General features: G+C 68.3%; 13 protein-coding genes. 8 read left to right on the top strand and 5 right to left on the bottom strand.

Going from position 1 to position 15,628, the window contains the following annotated elements:
- Window positions 1-12: 12 nt before the first annotated feature.
- Complete coding sequence (locus MWN34_RS00955) at window positions 13-588, bottom strand: MarR family winged helix-turn-helix transcriptional regulator (protein ID WP_247025755.1); 576 nt, start codon at window positions 586-588, stop codon at window positions 13-15.
- 45 nt (window positions 589-633) lie between these two features.
- On the opposite strand from MWN34_RS00955, the gene MWN34_RS00950 reads away from it, so the two are divergent.
- Window positions 634-1,587, top strand: a complete 954-nt coding sequence (locus MWN34_RS00950; protein WP_247025754.1) for a quinone oxidoreductase family protein — start codon at window positions 634-636, stop codon at window positions 1,585-1,587.
- 5 nt (window positions 1,588-1,592) lie between these two features.
- Here MWN34_RS00950 and MWN34_RS00945 read toward each other — a convergent pair whose 3' ends face one another.
- Window positions 1,593-2,705: a pyridoxal phosphate-dependent aminotransferase gene (locus MWN34_RS00945; RefSeq protein WP_247026118.1), complete on the bottom strand. Its 1,113-nt coding sequence runs from the start codon at window positions 2,703-2,705 to the stop codon at window positions 1,593-1,595.
- Between the two features lie 328 nt (window positions 2,706-3,033).
- Here MWN34_RS00945 and MWN34_RS00940 point away from each other — a divergent pair, with 328 nt between their 5' ends.
- The 6 genes from MWN34_RS00940 to aat all read left to right on the top strand — a co-directional run bounded on the left by MWN34_RS00940 (window position 3,034) and on the right by aat (window position 8,734).
- Window positions 3,034-4,488 (top strand): M48 family metalloprotease, encoded by a 1,455-nt coding sequence (locus tag MWN34_RS00940; RefSeq protein WP_247025753.1) that lies wholly within the window; start codon window positions 3,034-3,036, stop codon window positions 4,486-4,488.
- Window positions 4,489-4,564: 76 nt separating this feature from the next.
- Entirely contained in the window at window positions 4,565-5,335 is a 771-nt protein-coding gene (locus tag MWN34_RS00935) for a DsbA family protein (RefSeq protein ID WP_247025752.1), read from the top strand.
- Window positions 5,336-5,613: 278 nt separating this feature from the next.
- The gene (aroQ, locus tag MWN34_RS00930) at window positions 5,614-6,063 is read left to right on the top strand and encodes a type II 3-dehydroquinate dehydratase (protein WP_247025751.1); all 450 of its coding nucleotides are present in this window, start codon (window positions 5,614-5,616) and stop codon (window positions 6,061-6,063) included.
- Window positions 6,064-6,092: 29 nt separating this feature from the next.
- Complete coding sequence (gene accB / locus MWN34_RS00925; RefSeq protein ID WP_425532036.1) at window positions 6,093-6,572, top strand: acetyl-CoA carboxylase biotin carboxyl carrier protein; 480 nt, start codon at window positions 6,093-6,095, stop codon at window positions 6,570-6,572.
- A 10-nt stretch (window positions 6,573-6,582) separates the two neighbouring features.
- On the top strand, window positions 6,583-7,938 hold the full coding sequence (gene accC / locus MWN34_RS00920; RefSeq protein WP_247025749.1) for an acetyl-CoA carboxylase biotin carboxylase subunit: 1,356 nt from the start codon (window positions 6,583-6,585) through the stop codon (window positions 7,936-7,938).
- 118 nt (window positions 7,939-8,056) lie between these two features.
- The gene (aat, locus tag MWN34_RS00915; RefSeq protein ID WP_247025748.1) at window positions 8,057-8,734 is read left to right on the top strand and encodes a leucyl/phenylalanyl-tRNA--protein transferase; all 678 of its coding nucleotides are present in this window, start codon (window positions 8,057-8,059) and stop codon (window positions 8,732-8,734) included.
- Here aat and MWN34_RS19680 read toward each other — a convergent pair.
- The 3 genes from MWN34_RS19680 to MWN34_RS00900 form a co-directional block, all read right to left on the bottom strand.
- Window positions 8,665-9,345 carry a DUF2155 domain-containing protein gene (locus MWN34_RS19680; protein ID WP_343311772.1) on the bottom strand — a complete coding sequence of 227 codons (681 nt, stop codon included), beginning with the start codon at window positions 9,343-9,345 and terminating at the stop codon, window positions 8,665-8,667. The two genes, aat and MWN34_RS19680, sit on opposite strands and share 70 nt — an antisense overlap.
- 178 nt (window positions 9,346-9,523) lie before the next feature.
- Window positions 9,524-9,937, bottom strand: coding sequence for an NADH:ubiquinone oxidoreductase subunit NDUFA12 (locus tag MWN34_RS00905; protein ID WP_343311771.1), 414 nt, complete (start codon window positions 9,935-9,937; stop codon window positions 9,524-9,526).
- 91 nt (window positions 9,938-10,028) lie between these two features.
- A complete protein-coding gene (locus tag MWN34_RS00900) occupies window positions 10,029-11,228 on the bottom strand; it encodes an MFS transporter (RefSeq protein WP_247025747.1) in 1,200 nt (399 codons plus the stop codon).
- 591 nt (window positions 11,229-11,819) lie between these two features.
- On the opposite strand from MWN34_RS00900, the gene MWN34_RS00895 reads away from it, so the two are divergent.
- On the top strand, window positions 11,820-15,566 hold the full coding sequence (locus MWN34_RS00895; RefSeq protein ID WP_247025746.1) for a vitamin B12-dependent ribonucleotide reductase: 3,747 nt from the start codon (window positions 11,820-11,822) through the stop codon (window positions 15,564-15,566).
- Window positions 15,567-15,628 lie beyond the last annotated feature (62 nt).

The following is a 15,628-nucleotide window of genomic DNA, read 5'->3' as shown; positions in this document are numbered from 1 at the left end:
CTTCCGCGCCGTTCAGGCCCCGCCATCCCCTCGCCCGTTTTTACCGGCTGTGGGAAGCCCCGCATCCCCCAGCCTTCCGGTCGGTGCATCGAGGCTTCCGGCCCGATCCTGCGGAAGGGCGGCGCCGAACGCGGCGGCAAAGCGCCCCATGAGCCGCACCAGGGCGTCCAGCTCCTTTCCATCCCAGTCCGCCAGCGCGCCGCGCATCAATCGCTCGCGGGCGACGTCGATTCGCCGGCAGGTCGCCCGCCCCTCCTGCGTCGCCACCGCGTCGCGCACCCGCCGGTCCGTGACGCCCGGCCGCCGCGCGATCAAGCCGCTCTCCTCCAGCCGTGCCACCTGCCGGCTGACCGTGCTGTGGTCGCGGCCGACACGGTCGGCCAGATCGACCACGCCGATCGGCCCGAAACGCTCGATCAGCACCAGCAGCGGAAACAGCGCGCCGTCGAGAGGAATGCCGGCCGCGGCGATCAGGTCCTCGTCGCGCCGGGGCCGGTTCATGGCCGCCACAATGTCCAGAAGAGCGCCGTGGAGGCGCCTTAGCTGATCACTGATATGTGTATCCTGCACATTTTTGCTCGACGTCATCCGCACCTCCATATATGTGCATTATACACACATATGGAGATCGAGATGAAAGCTGCCGTCGTCCGCGAGGCCGGACATTCACCGATCCTTGCCGATTTCGCCGAGCCCGCCGCCGAGCCGGGCGAGGTGATCGTGGAGGTCGCCGCCGCGGCGGTCAGCCCGCTGGCTCGGGGGCGGGCGCGCGGAAGCCATTACAGCGTCGCGGGCGGCTTTCCGTTCGTCGCCGGCGTGGACGGCGTGGGGCACCTCGCCGATGGACGCCGGGTCTATTTCGCCCTTCCTCGCGCGCCCTTCGGCGCCATCGCCGAGCGCGTTCCCGTCCCTGCGGCGCAGTGCGTCGAGGTGCCGGACGGGCTTGACGACGTTGCCGCCGCCGCGCTGGCGAATCCGGCGATGTCGTCCTTTGCCGCGCTCACCGAGCGGGCCGTGCTGAGGCCGGGAGAGACCGTACTGGTCAATGGCGCCACCGGCACCGCCGGCCGGCTCGCCATCGGTATTGCCCGCCATCTCGGCGCCGGCCGGGTGATCGCCACGGGCCGCAATGCCGTCGCCCTCGCCACTCTTGGCGCCGACGAGACGCTCGCGATCCCCGCCGATGACGGCGCTCTGGACGCGCGGCTGCGGGAGATTTTCGCCGGCGGAGTCGATGTGGTGCTGGACTATCTGTGGGGGCGCACCGCCGAACGCCTGCTGGTCGCGGCGGCGCGGGCGAAACGGGAAGATCGGCCGGTGCGCTTCGTCCAGATCGGCGCAGCGAGCGGTGGCGAGATCACCCTTCCCGGCGCGGCGCTGCGGGCGGCGCCGATCGCGCTCATGGGCAGCGGCATCGGCAGCGTGCCGGCCCCTCGTCTGCTCGCCAGCGTGGCAGCCGCCTTCGCCGCGGCAGGTCCCGCGGGCCTTGCTGTCGAGACGGTGACCGCGCCCTTCGCGGATGTGGAGCGCGCCTGGAACGCGGAGACCGGAAGCGCCCGCCTCGTGCTGTTGGGCGATCGGGCCTGACGGGCTCAGCCGCGGCGCAGGAAGCCGCCGATACGTTCCACCGCCTCGTGCATGTCGGCCTGCGATCCGCAATAGGACAGGCGCAGGAAATTGTGGCCGCGCACGGGGTCGAAATCGACGCCCGGCGTCGCGGCGACCCCGGCCTCGTCCAGCAGGCGGCGGGCGAAGGCGGCGGAATCATCACTGAAACGGGACACGTCGGCATAGAGATAGAACGCGCCGTCCACCGGCAGGAATTCCGGCAGCCCGGCTTTGGGCAGGCCCTCGCCGAGGATGAGGCGGTTGGCTTCATAGCCGTGCTTCACCGCCTCCATCTCGCCGGCCCCGTCAAAGGCGGCCTCGGCGGCGATCTGCGAGAGCGTCGGCACCGAGATCGACAGGTTCTGCTGCAGCCGCTCCGCCGCACGCACCAGCGCCGGGGGCAGCACCATCCAGCCGACCCGCCAGCCGGTCATGCAGAAATATTTCGAGAAGGAATGGATCACGGTCACGTCCGGCGACAGGCACGCCGCCGTCACCGCCGGGAAGGCGTAGTCGAGGCCGTGATAGATCTCGTCCGAGATGAAGCGGATGCCGAGCCCGTGCGCCGCCTCAACCAGCGCAGCCAGCGCCTCGGGCGTCATCATGGTGCCGGTGGGATTGGCCGGGCTTGCCACCAGCACGCCCTTGAGCGGCGCGGCGGCATGGGCCTCGGCAAGCTGCTCGGGCGTGATCGCCCAGCGCGAGGCGGCATGGGTCTCGATCAGCACCGGCTCGCAGCCGAGCGCCTTCAGGATGTGGCGGTAGGGCGGATAGCCGGGGCTGGCGATCGCCACCCGGTCGCCGGGTTCGAACAGCGCGAGAAAGGCGAGGATGAAGCCGCCCGAGGAACCGGTCGTCACCACGATGCGCGAGGGATCGACCTCCACATTGTAGCGCTCGACATAGTGCCGAGCGATGCGGGCGCGCAGCGAGGGGATGCCGAGCGCGGCGGTGTAGCCGACGGTGCCCTCCATCGCGGCGCGGGCGGCGGCCTCGCGCGCGGTGAGCGGCGCCTTGGCCGCCGGCTGGCCGACCTCCATGTGAACCACGCGCCCGTCCAACGCCTCGATCTCGGCGGCGCGGGCCATCACGTCCATCACAATGAAGGGAGGAACCTCGCTGCGGGCGGATGGCGCGAGCCCCTCGCGGCGGCTTGCCTGGTCCGCATGGACGCGGGCGAGAGCGGCGACATGGGCGAGCGTATAGGACATTGGGTTCCATCCTTGCCGGGCGGAGCGGCGGCCGACGATGTCGCAGCCGCCCGCGCCGCCGCCGTGATGCCGCATTCTGCGGCTGGTGTTGAGACAGGCGGACAGCGCGCATCGGGGCCCGGCGCGCCCGCCGCAGGATGGCTGAAGCGCGCTTGACCCGGCGTGCCCGCTGCCATCAGTCTCGCAGGCGGTCCGAATGCGAAGACGATGGATGATGGCTCTGCCTGTTGACAAGCCCCCTGCTCCCCGCCGGAGCCTGTTCCCGCGCGCCACTGCCCTTGTCGCCGCCGTGGCGTTGGGCCTGGAGACGCTGCTCGCCCCTTTCACCGGGCCCGCGCTGGCACAGGAATCGACGCCCGGCTCGCGTCCCTCCATCGTGCGCGACGCCGAGATCGAGACCTTGCTGCGCGACTATATGCGCCCGATCTGGAAGGCCGCCGGCCTCACCCAGCAGAATCTGCAGGTCGTTCTGGTGAACGACCGCTCCTTCAACGCCTTTGTCGCGGACGGACGGCGCATCTTCGTCAATACCGGCGCGCTGGTGCAGTCGCAGACGCCCAACGAGATCATCGGCGTGCTGGCCCACGAAACCGGGCACATCGCCGGCGGCCATCTGGCGCGGATGCGCGAGCAGTTGCAGAACGCCCAGACCATGGCGATCGTCGGCATGCTGCTGGCGGGCGCGGGCATGGCGGCGGCGGGCGCCGCGGGCGGCAATATGGGCAATCTCGGTGGCGCCGCGGCCGCCGGCATGGCGGCTGGGCCGGACATGGCGCGGCGCTCGCTGCTGGCCTATCAGCGCAGCGAGGAGCAGTCCGCCGACCGCGCCGCGGTCACCTATCTCAACGCCACCGGCCAGTCGCCGGTGGGCATGATGAAGACCTTCGAGCGCTTCGCCAACGACCAGATCTTCCTCAGCCAACGGGTCGACCCTTACGCCTTCAGCCACCCCATGGCGCGCGAGCGCGTCGCGGCGCTGGAGGACCTCGTCGCCAAGAGCCCCTACAAGGATCGCAAGGACCCGCCCGCCCTCCAGGCCCGCCACGACATGATGCGCGCCAAGCTGGTCGGCTTCACCGAAGGGCCGGACGGGGTGGGGCGGCGCTACCCGCTTTCCGACAACTCCATGCCCGCGCGCTATGCCCGCGCCATTTCGGCCTATCGCTATGGCAACATCAACGACGCCGTCCGCCAGATCGACGCCCTGATCGCCACCAACCCCTCGAATCCCTATTTCTACGAGCTGAAGGGGCAGGCTCTGCTCGAATCGGGCCGCGCGCGCGAGGCTGTTCCCCCGCTGCGCAAGGCGGCGGAGATGTCCAGCAATGCGCTGATCCGCACCATGTTCGGCCAGGCGCTGGTGGCGAGCGGCGACAAATCCGCCAGCGAAGAGGCGATCCGGGTGCTGAGCGTCAGCCTTCAGCAGGATGACGGCACCGCCGCCGGCTGGCGCTACCTCGCCATGGCCTATGGCCAGAAGGGCGATCTCGCCAATGCCGACCTCGCCTCCGCCCAGTCCGCCGCAGCCGAGGGCGACGTGCGTCTCGCCCGCGAGCTGGCCGCCCGCGCCAAGCAGAAATTTCCGCTGGGTTCACCCGGCTGGCTGAAAGCTGACGACATCGTCAATTTGAAGCCGCCGCCACAAGCGATAAGAAAGCGTCCATCCTGAGCGACGGCGTGCCGGCACGACCGCGCCCAATCGCCGCCGCCGAGGTGGCAACCTTATGTTCGACCCGGAGACTTCGATGCCGTTTACCCTTCCCCGCGCCCTTTCCGCCGGTCTTCTCTCGGCGAGCCTTCTCCTTGCCGCGGGCGGCGCGCCGGCCTCCGCGCTCGACGATACCCAGCGCAGCGAATTCGAGACGCTGATCCACGATTATCTCGTGAAGAATCCCGAGGTGATCCAGGAGGCGATCGGCGAGCTGCAGAAGCGGCAGGAAGCGGCCGAGGCGACCCGGCGCAAGAGCCAGATCGCGGCGATGAAGGACGACATCTACACCTCGCCGCATGCCGTCGTGGTCGGCAACCCGAAGGGCGACGTCACGCTGGTCGAGTTCTTCGATTACAATTGCGGCTACTGCAAGCGCTCGCTCGGCGACCTCGTGGATCTTATCAAGAACGACCCGAAACTGCGTGTCGTGCTTAAGGAATTCCCGGTCCTCGGCCCGGGCTCCGTCGAGGCTGCGCAGGTTGCAGTGGGCGTGCGCATGGTGGCGCCCGACAAATATTTCGCGTTCCACCAGAAGCTGCTCGGCGACCGCGGGCAGGCCAACAAGGCCAAGGCGCTGGCCGCCGCTAAGGATGTCGGCGTCGACAGCGACAAGCTGGAAGCCGCGATCGCCGACCCTGAGGTGCGCGTCACGCTCGAGCAGAGCATGAAGATCGCCGATTCGCTCGGCATCAACGGCACGCCCAGCTACGTGCTCGGTGACGAGCTGATCGTCGGCGCGGTCGGGCACGACCAGCTCAAGGGCGCCATCCAGGCGGTGCGGAACTGCGGCAAGACCCAGTGCTGAACACCCTGCGACACCTGTAGCGTCGTAGTGCCGGGCCGGTCGCAGAGCGGCCGGCCTTTCCTTCGTTGTTAGCAAAACCACGCCCTGCCGGCACTTTGCCGCAAGAGCGCTTGAACAGGGCTTGGCGAGGCGGTCACCTTTGCCTATAAACCGCGCGGCTGCGTGGCGTGAGCTGCGTGGAACGCGACGCCATGGCGGCTGCGATGCCGCGACGACGCCGCAGCGGGGGCTGGGAAAACGCACGGGCCAGAATCGTGCAGGGACCGACTTGAGGCGCGATGCCGGATCACTCGTCCACCACCATTCACGTCCTCAACGGGCCCAATCTCAACCTGCTCGGCACGCGCGAGCCCGAGGTTTATGGCCGCTCCACGCTCGCCGATGTCGAGACCGCATGCCAAGTGGCCTGCCAACGCCACGGCCTGTCGCTGGTCTTCGGCCAGACCAACCATGAGGGCGAGCTGGTCACGCTTCTGCAGCAGGCGCGCGGAAGCCTCGGCGTGGTGCTGAACGCGGCCGCCTATACCCATACTTCGATCGCCATCGCCGATGCCATCAAGGCAGCCGGCCTCAATGTCGTCGAAGTGCACCTGTCCAACGTCTTCGCGCGCGAGGCCTTCCGTCACCACTCCTTCATCTCGCCGGTCGCCCACGGGGTGATCTGCGGGCTTGGGATCGAAGGCTATCGCCTCGCCATCGACGCACTCGCCTCCAGTCGCGCCAATTGAGGGAGACGGGCGACCGTCACGGGATCATGATGAAAACCAACAAACCCGCCATCGACCCCGCGCTGGTGCGCGAGATCGCCAATCTGCTCTCAGAGAGCGACCTGACCGAGATCGAGGTGCAGCACGAGGATCTGCGCATCCGCGTCGTGCGCCAGCCGCCGACCGTGGTTGCCGCCGCACCCGTCGCGGTCGCGGCGCCCGCGGCAGTCGCCGCCGCCCCTGCCGTGCCCGCCCCGCTGGCGCCAGAGGTCGGCAAGCTCGATCCCGCCAAGCATCCCGGCGTCGTCGCCTCCCCGATGGTCGGCACCGCGTATCTCGGCCCGGAGCCGGGCGCCCGCTTCTTCATCGAGGTCGGCACGGTGGTCAAGGAAGGCCAGACGCTGCTCATCGTCGAGGCCATGAAGACGATGAACGCCATTCCCGCTCCGCGGGCCGGCACGGTCACGCGGATCCTCGTCGAGAACGCCCAGCCGGTCGAATATGGCGAACCCCTCGTGATCATCGAGTGAGGGCGCGCCCATGTTCGGCAAGATCCTGATCGCCAATCGCGGCGAGATCGCCCTGCGCATCCTGCGCGCCTGCAAGGAGCTCGGCATCGCCACGGTCGCGGTGCACTCCACCGCGGACGCCGACGCGATGCATGTGAAGCTCGCCGACGAGAGCGTGTGCATCGGGCCGCCGGCCGCCAAGGACAGCTATCTCAACATCCCGAACCTCCTCGCCGCCTGCGAGATCACGGGGGCGGATGCGGTGCATCCCGGCTACGGCTTCCTGGCCGAGAATGCGCGCTTCGCCGAGATCCTCATCGACCATGGCGTGCAGTTCATCGGGCCCAAGCCCGAGCACATCCGCATCATGGGCGACAAGATCGAAGCCAAGAAGACCGCGAGGCGCCTCGGCATTCCCTGCGTTCCCGGCTCGGATGGCGGCATTTCCTCCGATGACGAGGCCATGCGGGTGGCGAGCGACATCGGCTTCCCGGTTCTGGTGAAGGCGGCCGCCGGCGGCGGCGGACGCGGCATGAAGGTCGCCCGCTCGGCCGACGAGCTCTCCGCGGCGCTCTCCACCGCCCGCGCCGAGGCGCGCGCCGCTTTCGGCGACGATGCGGTCTATCTCGAGAAATATCTCGGCACGCCGCGCCATATCGAGATCCAGGTGCTTGGCGACGGCCAGGGCAACGCGATCCATCTGGGCGAGCGCGACTGCTCGCTCCAGCGTAGGCACCAGAAGGTTTGGGAGGAAGCCCCCTCGCCCATCATCACGCCGGAGCAGCGCGCCGGCATCGGCGAGACGGTGGCGCAGGCCATGCGCGACCTGAAATATCTCGGCGCCGGCACGGTCGAGTTCCTGTACGAGAACGGCGAGTTCTACTTCATCGAGATGAACACCCGCATTCAGGTGGAGCATCCGGTGACGGAGGCGATCACCGGAATCGACCTCATCAACGAGCAGATCCGCGTCGCCGCGGGCGAGGCGCTCGGCATCCGGCAGGAAGACGTCGTGCTGGAAGGCCACGCCATCGAGTGCCGCGTGAATGCGGAAAACCCGCGCACCTTCCGCCCCTCGCCGGGCAAGATCGGCTACTGGCACGTGCCGGGCGGGCTCGGCGTGCGCGTCGATTCGGCGGTGTATCAGGGCTATACGATCCCGCCCTATTACGACAGCCTCGTCGGCAAGCTTATCGTGCACGGCAAGACCCGCGCCGAATGCCTGATGCGGCTGCGCCGCGCGCTGGACGAGTTCGTGGTCGAGGGCATCGAAACCACGCTGCCGCTGTTCCGCGAGCTTGCCGTGAATGACGAGATCGTGCGCGGCGCCTACGACATCCACTGGCTGGAGCATTTCCTGGCCGAAGGCGAGCCGGGCGGCCACTGAGCCGGCACCGCTTCTCGTTCCGCTATCCCAATGCCCGGCCTTGCGCCGGGCATTTTCGTCGAGGCACCCGGCACCTACCGCGCTTTCCAAGGGCGGGCATCTGCGGCATGCTCAGCCCATGTCCCACCCGCGCGACCACCAGCCCGAGATCACGCCCGAGGTGCTGCTGAAGGCCTATGCCTGCGGCATCTTCCCCATGGCCGAGAGCGCCGACGATCCGGGGCTCTACTGGATCGAGCCGGAGCGGCGCGGCATCCTTCCGCTGGACGAGTTCGCCATCAGCCGCCGCCTCGCCCGCACCGTGCGCTCCGACCGCTTCACCATACGCGTGGACACCGCCTTCGAGGCGGTGATGGATGGCTGCGCCACCCCGGCGGAGGGGCGCACGACCACCTGGATCAACCCGCGCATCCGCAAGCTCTATGGGGACCTGCACGCCAAAGGCTTCTGCCATTCGGTGGAGACGTGGGAGGATGGCGAGCTGGTCGGCGGGCTCTACGGCGTCCGGCTGGGACGCGCCTTCTTCGGCGAGAGCATGTTTCACCGCGCGCGCGACGCTTCGAAGGTCGCCCTGGTGCATCTGGTCGCCCGGCTGAAGCGGGGTGGCTTCACCCTGCTCGACACCCAGTTCGTGACCGAGCACCTGCGCAGCTTCGGCGCAGTGGAGGTGTCGCGCCGTTCCTATCACCACCTGCTGGCGCGTGCGCTGGAAGGGGACGGCGATTTCTACTGCTGGGGGCCGGGCGAGGCGATTACCGGCGCGGTCTGCTTGCAGTCCGTCAGCCAGACGTCATAGATCGGGTGCTCGACGCCGTGCAGGCCGGGACTGGCTGCGAACATCCAGCCGGAGAAGATCTTCTTCACCTCGCCGTCGAGCTCCTGCTCCTGCACCTCGACGAAACCCGTGGTGTTCTGGGTCTCCGTGGCCGGGCGGGTGTAGCAGACGCGCGGGGTGATGCGCAGCGCGCCGAACTGGACGGTCTCGTTCACCGCCACGTCGAAGGTGATGATCCGGCCGGTGATCTTGTCGAGCCCGGAGAACACCGCGGTCTTGTTCGCGATCTTCTGCGAAGGCGGCTGCACCAACTCGACATCGCTGTCCGGGGTACCGGGCGCCGGGGCCGGCGTGGTGCCGGGCACCGGCTGCTGCTGCGCGGGCACGCGCTGCTGTGCGGCAGGCTGGCGATTGGTGCGGGTGCCGGGAGCCGGCGCGGCGGGCGTCTCGATGATCGGCGGCACGCCGGGGGGAAGCGGCGCGGTGTCGGGGTCCTGAACCGGGCCGTCCGGGATGTTGGCCGGCGGCAGCGGCGAACTGTCGACCCCGCCCTGCCAACCCTGCTGGGCATATGCGCCCCCGGCGAAGAGGACGAGCAGAAGGGCAAGCGGCAGGGGGGAAAGACGGGGCATCACGGACAGTCGTTGAGAGCGGATCGTGCGTTGTGAGCAGATCCTGCGTCGAGAGCAGATCGGGATGCCGACGTCACCACGGCAATGCGGCAGCGGAAGGGCGCGAAACCCGCACCGGCGTGCCTTCCGCGCGCCACGGAGGATGACGGAACCCGGCGTGCCGGGCTGCCGCCATCGCTCATTCCGGCTGCCAGGCCTGATAGTCGCCGGTCACTTCCGGGCGGTGATTGAGGCCGAGCGTGGAGCCCGGCGGATGATAGGCGGCCACCGTGCCGGTCGGGTTCGGCCGGTGCGGCTTCTCCCACTCGCGTGGCGTGTAGGTTTCCTGGCTCGGCGGGATGTCGGAGCGCTGGTGCATCCAGGCGTGCCAGCCGGGGGGAATCGCGGTCGCCTCGGCGGGACCGTTGAAGATCACCCAACGCCGCTCGAAGCCGAGCGAGGGATCCACCTTGCCGCCTCTGGTGCGGTAATAGGTATTGCCGAGCTCGTCCGTGCCCACGCGCTCGCCATGGCGCCAGGTGTGGAACCGGGTCCCCATGGTCTGGCCGTTCCACCAGGTGAAGGTCTCGGTGAGCAGGTCGGAAAGCTTCACGGCAATGATCCCTGTGCGGGCTGCAATTCAGGCCGGAACATGCCATCGGCACCGCCCCCTGTCCAGCCGCGCCGGGGGCGGTGTCGCGAGCTTATAGGCCGCGCCGTTCTGTGAGGAAATAGAGGAAGGCGGCGATCAGCATGACGAGGGCCGCCGCGGTCACCGCGGGCCAGCCATGGCTCTCGAAAAGCGGGCTGGCGATGGCCGATCCGAAGGCCCCCCCGAAGAAGAAGACGGCGATATAGAGCCCGTTCAGCCGCGCCCGCAGCTCCGGCGCCAGCATGAAGAGGGCTCGCTGGCCGAGCACCAGATTCGCGGTCACCGCCAGATCGAGCACCACCGCCCCGGCGACGAGGATGCCGAGCGATTCCACCTGCGCGCCCCAGAGGGTCGCGAGGAAGCCGCCGATGGCGAGGACGAACGCACCCACCGTGCCGGCCCGCGACCACCCGCGATCGGCGATGCGCCCGGCGACCGGCGAGATGACTACGCTCGCCGCTCCGGCCAGAGCGAACAAGGCCAGCCCCTGCTGGTCGAGACGGAAGGGCGCGCCGGTCAACAGCAGCGGCACGGCCGTCCAGAACAGGATGAAGGTCGCGAACATCGCCGCCTGATAGGCCGCCCGCCGGCGCAGAACCGGCGTCGCCCGCCACAGCCCCGGCAGCGAGCCGACCAGGGCGAAATAGCCGGTTCGGGTGTGGGGGTGGCGTTCCGGCAGTGTGAGCCGCAGCCCCACCGCCAGCACCAGCATCACCGCGGCCGCGAGGCCGAACACCGCGTGCCAGCCGAACCAGTGCGCAATCATGCTCGCCACCGGGCGGGCCAGCAGGATGCCGGTCATCAGCCCGCTCACCACGCTGCCGACGCGCCGGCCCCGCTCCTCGGGCGCGGCGAGATGGGCGGCGAAGGGCACCGCGACCTGCGCCACCACCGAACCGACGCCGAACATCAGCGCCGCGGCGAGGAAGAGCGGCGCGGTCGGAGCGAAGAAAGCGAGGAGCAACCCCGCCGCCGCAAGGATTAGGATGGAGGCGATCAGCCTGCGGTTCTCGACGATGTCGCCGAGCGGCACCACCAGCAGCAGGCCCAAGATGTAGCCGATCTGGCCGAGCGTCACCACGAGGCTGCCGATCGATTCGTCGAGCCCGATATCGGGCGCGATCAAGGGCAGCAGCGGCTGGGTGTAATAGAGATTGCCCGCCCCTGCCCCCGCAGCCAGCGCCAGCAGGAAGAAGGTGACGGGCGAGGTCGGACGGTGAGGCCGGTCGGCGGTCTCGGCGGGCGCGGTCATCAGGAGAGCCTTTTCGGGAGCCGGACGGCGGAACGCGGGAGTGGATCCTGATACGGCGTCGGCGGCGGATAGGAGCCGCCGCGCCCGGTTTTGTCCAGCCGCCCCGCCGCATGGCTGGGTTACCGGCGCGTGACCGGGATGTGGCGGCGGGACGGCCATCCTCGTTGTCCCCGCTGTCAACATGGCGGGAAAATGGCGGACGCGCTGGACTCGCAGGCCGAATCCGCGCTCGATAGCCCCAACAAGACTGGACGTTACGACCTCGCGTCACCATCTAGATTTAGGCTTCGTTCACGCCTTCCACACTAGAGTTTGTGACGAGCGATTGACGAGGCCGGGAGAGTCGTCCAGTTTGAGGGCCGTCGGGGCGCAGCGTTTTGGTCGTGCCCGGCCTTCCTTGCACGGACGCATCTGGATCGACGGTGGCAACACCGGCGATCGGCGTTGCGCGCGGATGTTAAAGCTCAAGGCGGAACGGCGGGGCACCGCCCACACCGCCGAAGTGACAGGGTGCGCGGGCAGAGCCCGGGCCAGATTTTAGAGCGGGCGGCCCTTGCAGGAGGGTCCTCGCACGGATGTGGGGATCCAGACATGCGCATCGAGCGTCGCTACACCAAGGCCGGACGTTCTCCCTATGCGGACATCGCCTTCCGCACCGTGACGAGTGAGATCCGCAATCCGGACGGCTCCATCGTCTTCCGGCTGGAAGGGATCGAGGTGCCCGAGCACTTTTCCCAGGTGGCGAGCGACATCCTCGCGCAGAAATATTTCCGCAAGGCCGGCGTGCCCGCTCGGCTGAAGAAAGTCGAGGAAGAGAGCGTTCCCTCCTTCCTGTGGCGCGGCGCGGCCGACGAGAAGGCCCTCGCCAAGCTGCCGGAGAAGGAGCGCTACATCGGCGAGACCGATGCCCGGCAGGTGTTCGACCGCCTCGCCGGCACCTGGACCTATTGGGGCTGGAAGGGCGGCTATTTCGACGGCGAGGAGAACGCGCAGGCCTTCTTCGACGAGCACCGCTACATGCTCGCCATGCAGATGGCCGCGCCGAACTCTCCGCAGTGGTTCAACACCGGCCTGCACTGGGCCTATGGCATCGACGGACCGAGCCAGGGCCATTTCTATGTCGACTACCGCACCGGCGAGCTGACCCGCTCGGCGAGCTCCTATGAGCACCCCCAGCCCCATGCCTGCTTCATCCAGTCGGTCGGCGACGACCTGGTGAATGAGGGCGGCATCATGGACCTGTGGGTCCGCGAGGCGCGGCTGTTCAAATATGGCTCGGGCACCGGCTCGAACTTCTCGGCGCTGCGCGGCGAGGGCGAGAAGCTCTCCGGCGGCGGGCGTTCCTCCGGCCTGATGAGCTTCCTCAAGATCGGCGATCGCGCCGCCGGCGCCATCAAGTCGGGCGGCACCACCCGCCGCGCGGCGAAGATGGTGGTGGTCGATGCCGACCATCCCGACATCGAGACCTATGTGGACTGGAAGGTGAAGGAGGAGCAGAAGGTCGCCGCCCTCGTCACCGGCTCCAAGACCGTCGCGAAACACATGAAGGCCGTGATGAAGGCCTGCGTGAACTGCGAAGGTGAAGGCGACGACTGCTTCGAGCCCGAGAAGAACCCGGCGCTGAAGCGCGAGATCCGCGCCGCCAAGAAGGCGCAGGTGCCGGAGAACTACATCCGCCGCGTCGTCCAGTTCGCGAAGCAGGGCTACACCGACATCGACTTCCCGATCTACGACACCGATTGGGATTCAGAGGCGTATCTGACCGTCTCGGGCCAGAACTCCAACAACTCGGTGCGCGTCGACGACGCCTTCCTGAATGCGGTCCAGGCCGACGCCGACTGGAACCTCGTCGGCCGCACGACCGGCAAGGTGACGAAGACGCTGAAGGCCGCCGAGCTGTGGGAGAAGATCGGCCATGCCGCATGGGCCTGCGCCGACCCCGGCATCCAGTTCCACACCACCATCAATGACTGGCACACCTGCCCGGCCACGGGGCCGATCCGCGCGTCCAATCCGTGCTCGGAATACATGTTCCTCGACGACACGGCGTGCAATCTCGCCTCGCTGAACCTGCTGCAGTTCCGCAAGGCCGACGGCTCGTTCGACGTGGCGAGCTATGAGCATGCCTGCCGGCTGTGGACCGTGGTGCTCGAGATCTCGATCCTGATGGCGCAGTTCCCCTCGCGGGAGATCGCCCAGCTCTCCTACGAGTACCGCACGCTCGGCCTCGGCTACGCCAATATCGGCGGCCTGCTGATGACCTCCGGCATCCCCTACGATTCGCCGGAAGGCCGCGCCTATTGCGGCGCGCTGACCGCGATCATGACCGGCGTGTCCTATGCCACCTCGGCCGAGATGGCCCGCGAGCTCGGCCCCTTCCCGGGCTACGAGGCCAATGGCGCCCACATGCTGCGGGTGATGCGCAACCACCGCCGCGCCGCCTATGGCGAAGCGGTCGGCTATGAGGCGCTCAACACCAATCCGGTGCCGCTCGACCACGCGGCCTGCCCGTACCCGATCCTCATCGAGCGGGCCCACGCGACCTGGGACGAGGCCATCCGGCTCGGCGAGGCCCATGGCTATCGCAACGCCCAGACGACGCTGCTCGCGCCCACCGGCACGATCGGCCTCGTCATGGATTGCGACACCACCGGCATCGAGCCCGATTTCGCGCTGGTGAAGTTCAAGAAGCTGGCCGGCGGCGGCTATTTCAAGATCATCAACCGCGCCGTGCCGGAGGCGCTGCGGACCCTCGGCTACACCGAGAGCCAGATCGCCGAGATCGAGGCCTATGCGGTCGGCCATGGCTCGATCGCGCAGGCTCCGGCGATCAATCACTCGACCCTGCGGACGAAGGGCTTCACCGACGCCGCGCTGGCCAAGATCGATGCCGGCGTGAAGTCGGCCTTCGACATCAAGTTCGTGTTCAACCGCTGGACGCTGGGCGACGACACGCTGGCGGCGCTCGGCGTGCCGGCCGACAAGCTGACCGACCCGGCGTTCGACCTGCTCGCCTTCCTCGGCTTCTCGAAGAAGGACGTGGAGGCCGCGAACATTCATGTCTGCGGTGCCATGACGCTGGAAGGCGCCCCCTTCCTGAAAGTCGACCACTATCCGGTGTTCGACTGCGCCAATCCGTGCGGGCGCATCGGCAAGCGGTATCTCTCGGTCGAGAGCCATATCCGCATGATGGCGGCGGCGCAGCCCTTCCTCTCGGGCGCGATCTCCAAGACCATCAACATGCCGAACGAGGCGACGGTCGAGGATTGCAAGGAGGCCTATCTTCTCTCCTGGCGCCTGGCGCTGAAGGCCAATGCGCTCTATCGCGACGGCTCGAAGCTCTCCCAGCCGCTGAACGCACAGCTCATCGCCGACGAGGACGACGAGGAAGATGCTCTCGAGGCTCTGATCGAAAAGCCCACCGCCGCGCGGGCCGCACAGATCACCGAGAAGATCGTCGAGAAGGTCATCGAGCGCGTGGTCGCCATCCGCGACCGCGAGAAGATGCCGGACCGCCGCAAGGGCTACACCCAGAAGGCGGTCGTCGGCGGGCACAAGGTCTATCTGCGCACCGGCGAATATGACGACGGCCGGCTCGGCGAGATCTTCATCGACATGCACAAGGAAGGCGCGGCGCTGCGCTCCTTCATCAACAACTTCGCCATCTCGGTGTCGCTCGGCCTGCAATATGGCGTGCCGCTGGAAGAGTATGTCGACGCCTTCACCTTCACCCGCTTCGAGCCCGCGGGCCCGGTGCAGGGCAACGACACCATCAAATACGCGACCTCGATCCTCGACTACATCTTCCGCGAGCTCGCCGTGTCCTATCTCGGGCGCAACGATCTCGGCCATGTCGAGCCGGCGGAATCCGGGTTCGACGCGCTCGGCAAGGGCGTCGACGAGGGCAAGTCCGACGGCAAGGGCGAACCGCGCTCCCCGGCCGCGGTGGCGGCGACCCGGATGGTCTCCAAGGGACTGATGCGCGGGCGCAATGTCGGCCTGATGGTGGTGCCGGCCGGCACGACCACCGCCGGTGTCGCCGGCGGCTCCAATGTCACCAGCCTGCGCGGCGGCCTCACCCAGGGCGCCACGGCGCTGAAGGCCGAGCCGGAAGAGGACAGCGAGTCCGCGCACGAGACGCAGGCCCTCCCTTGGGCCGCCCCCACCCCGGTCGCCCAGGCATCGGCTGCTCCCGCCAGCAAGGCTGAAGCGCGCGCCATCGCCCGCGCCAAGGGCTATGAGGGCGAGGCCTGCCCGGAGTGCCAGAACTTCACCATGGTGCGCAACGGCACCTGCCTGAAGTGCGAGACCTGCGGCTCTACCACCGGCTGCAGCTAGAGGAGCTTGCCGGATCTTCTATAGGCGCTCGCAAAGAATGGTCATTTCTTCGCATAAAGCGC

It is taken from the genome of Ancylobacter crimeensis (genome assembly GCF_023016805.1).
GTDB lineage: Bacteria > Pseudomonadota > Alphaproteobacteria > Rhizobiales > Xanthobacteraceae > Ancylobacter > Ancylobacter crimeensis.
This window is presented reverse-complemented; position numbering and strand designations above follow the sequence as displayed.

Excerpts from the sequence above, each read along its gene's own strand:
- MWN34_RS00950 (WP_247025754.1), top strand. The coding sequence starts at position 634 with ATGAAAGCTGCCGTCGTCCGCGAGGCCGGACATTCACCGATCCTTGCC.
- aat (WP_247025748.1), top strand. The coding sequence starts at position 8,057 with ATGTCCCACCCGCGCGACCACCAGCCCGAGATCACGCCCGAGGTGCTG.
- MWN34_RS00940 (WP_247025753.1), top strand. The coding sequence starts at position 3,034 with ATGGCTCTGCCTGTTGACAAGCCCCCTGCTCCCCGCCGGAGCCTGTTC.
- accC (WP_247025749.1), top strand. The coding sequence starts at position 6,583 with ATGTTCGGCAAGATCCTGATCGCCAATCGCGGCGAGATCGCCCTGCGC.
- MWN34_RS00900 (WP_247025747.1), bottom strand. The coding sequence starts at position 11,228 with ATGACCGCGCCCGCCGAGACCGCCGACCGGCCTCACCGTCCGACCTCG.
- MWN34_RS00935 (WP_247025752.1), top strand. The coding sequence starts at position 4,565 with ATGCCGTTTACCCTTCCCCGCGCCCTTTCCGCCGGTCTTCTCTCGGCG.
- MWN34_RS00955 (WP_247025755.1), bottom strand. The coding sequence starts at position 588 with ATGACGTCGAGCAAAAATGTGCAGGATACACATATCAGTGATCAGCTA.
- aroQ (WP_247025751.1), top strand. The coding sequence starts at position 5,614 with ATGCCGGATCACTCGTCCACCACCATTCACGTCCTCAACGGGCCCAAT.
- MWN34_RS00895 (WP_247025746.1), top strand. The coding sequence starts at position 11,820 with ATGCGCATCGAGCGTCGCTACACCAAGGCCGGACGTTCTCCCTATGCG.
- MWN34_RS00945 (WP_247026118.1), bottom strand. The coding sequence starts at position 2,705 with ATGGACGTGATGGCCCGCGCCGCCGAGATCGAGGCGTTGGACGGGCGC.
- accB (WP_425532036.1), top strand. The coding sequence starts at position 6,093 with ATGAAAACCAACAAACCCGCCATCGACCCCGCGCTGGTGCGCGAGATC.
- MWN34_RS19680 (WP_343311772.1), bottom strand. The coding sequence starts at position 9,345 with ATGCCCCGTCTTTCCCCCCTGCCGCTTGCCCTTCTGCTCGTCCTCTTC.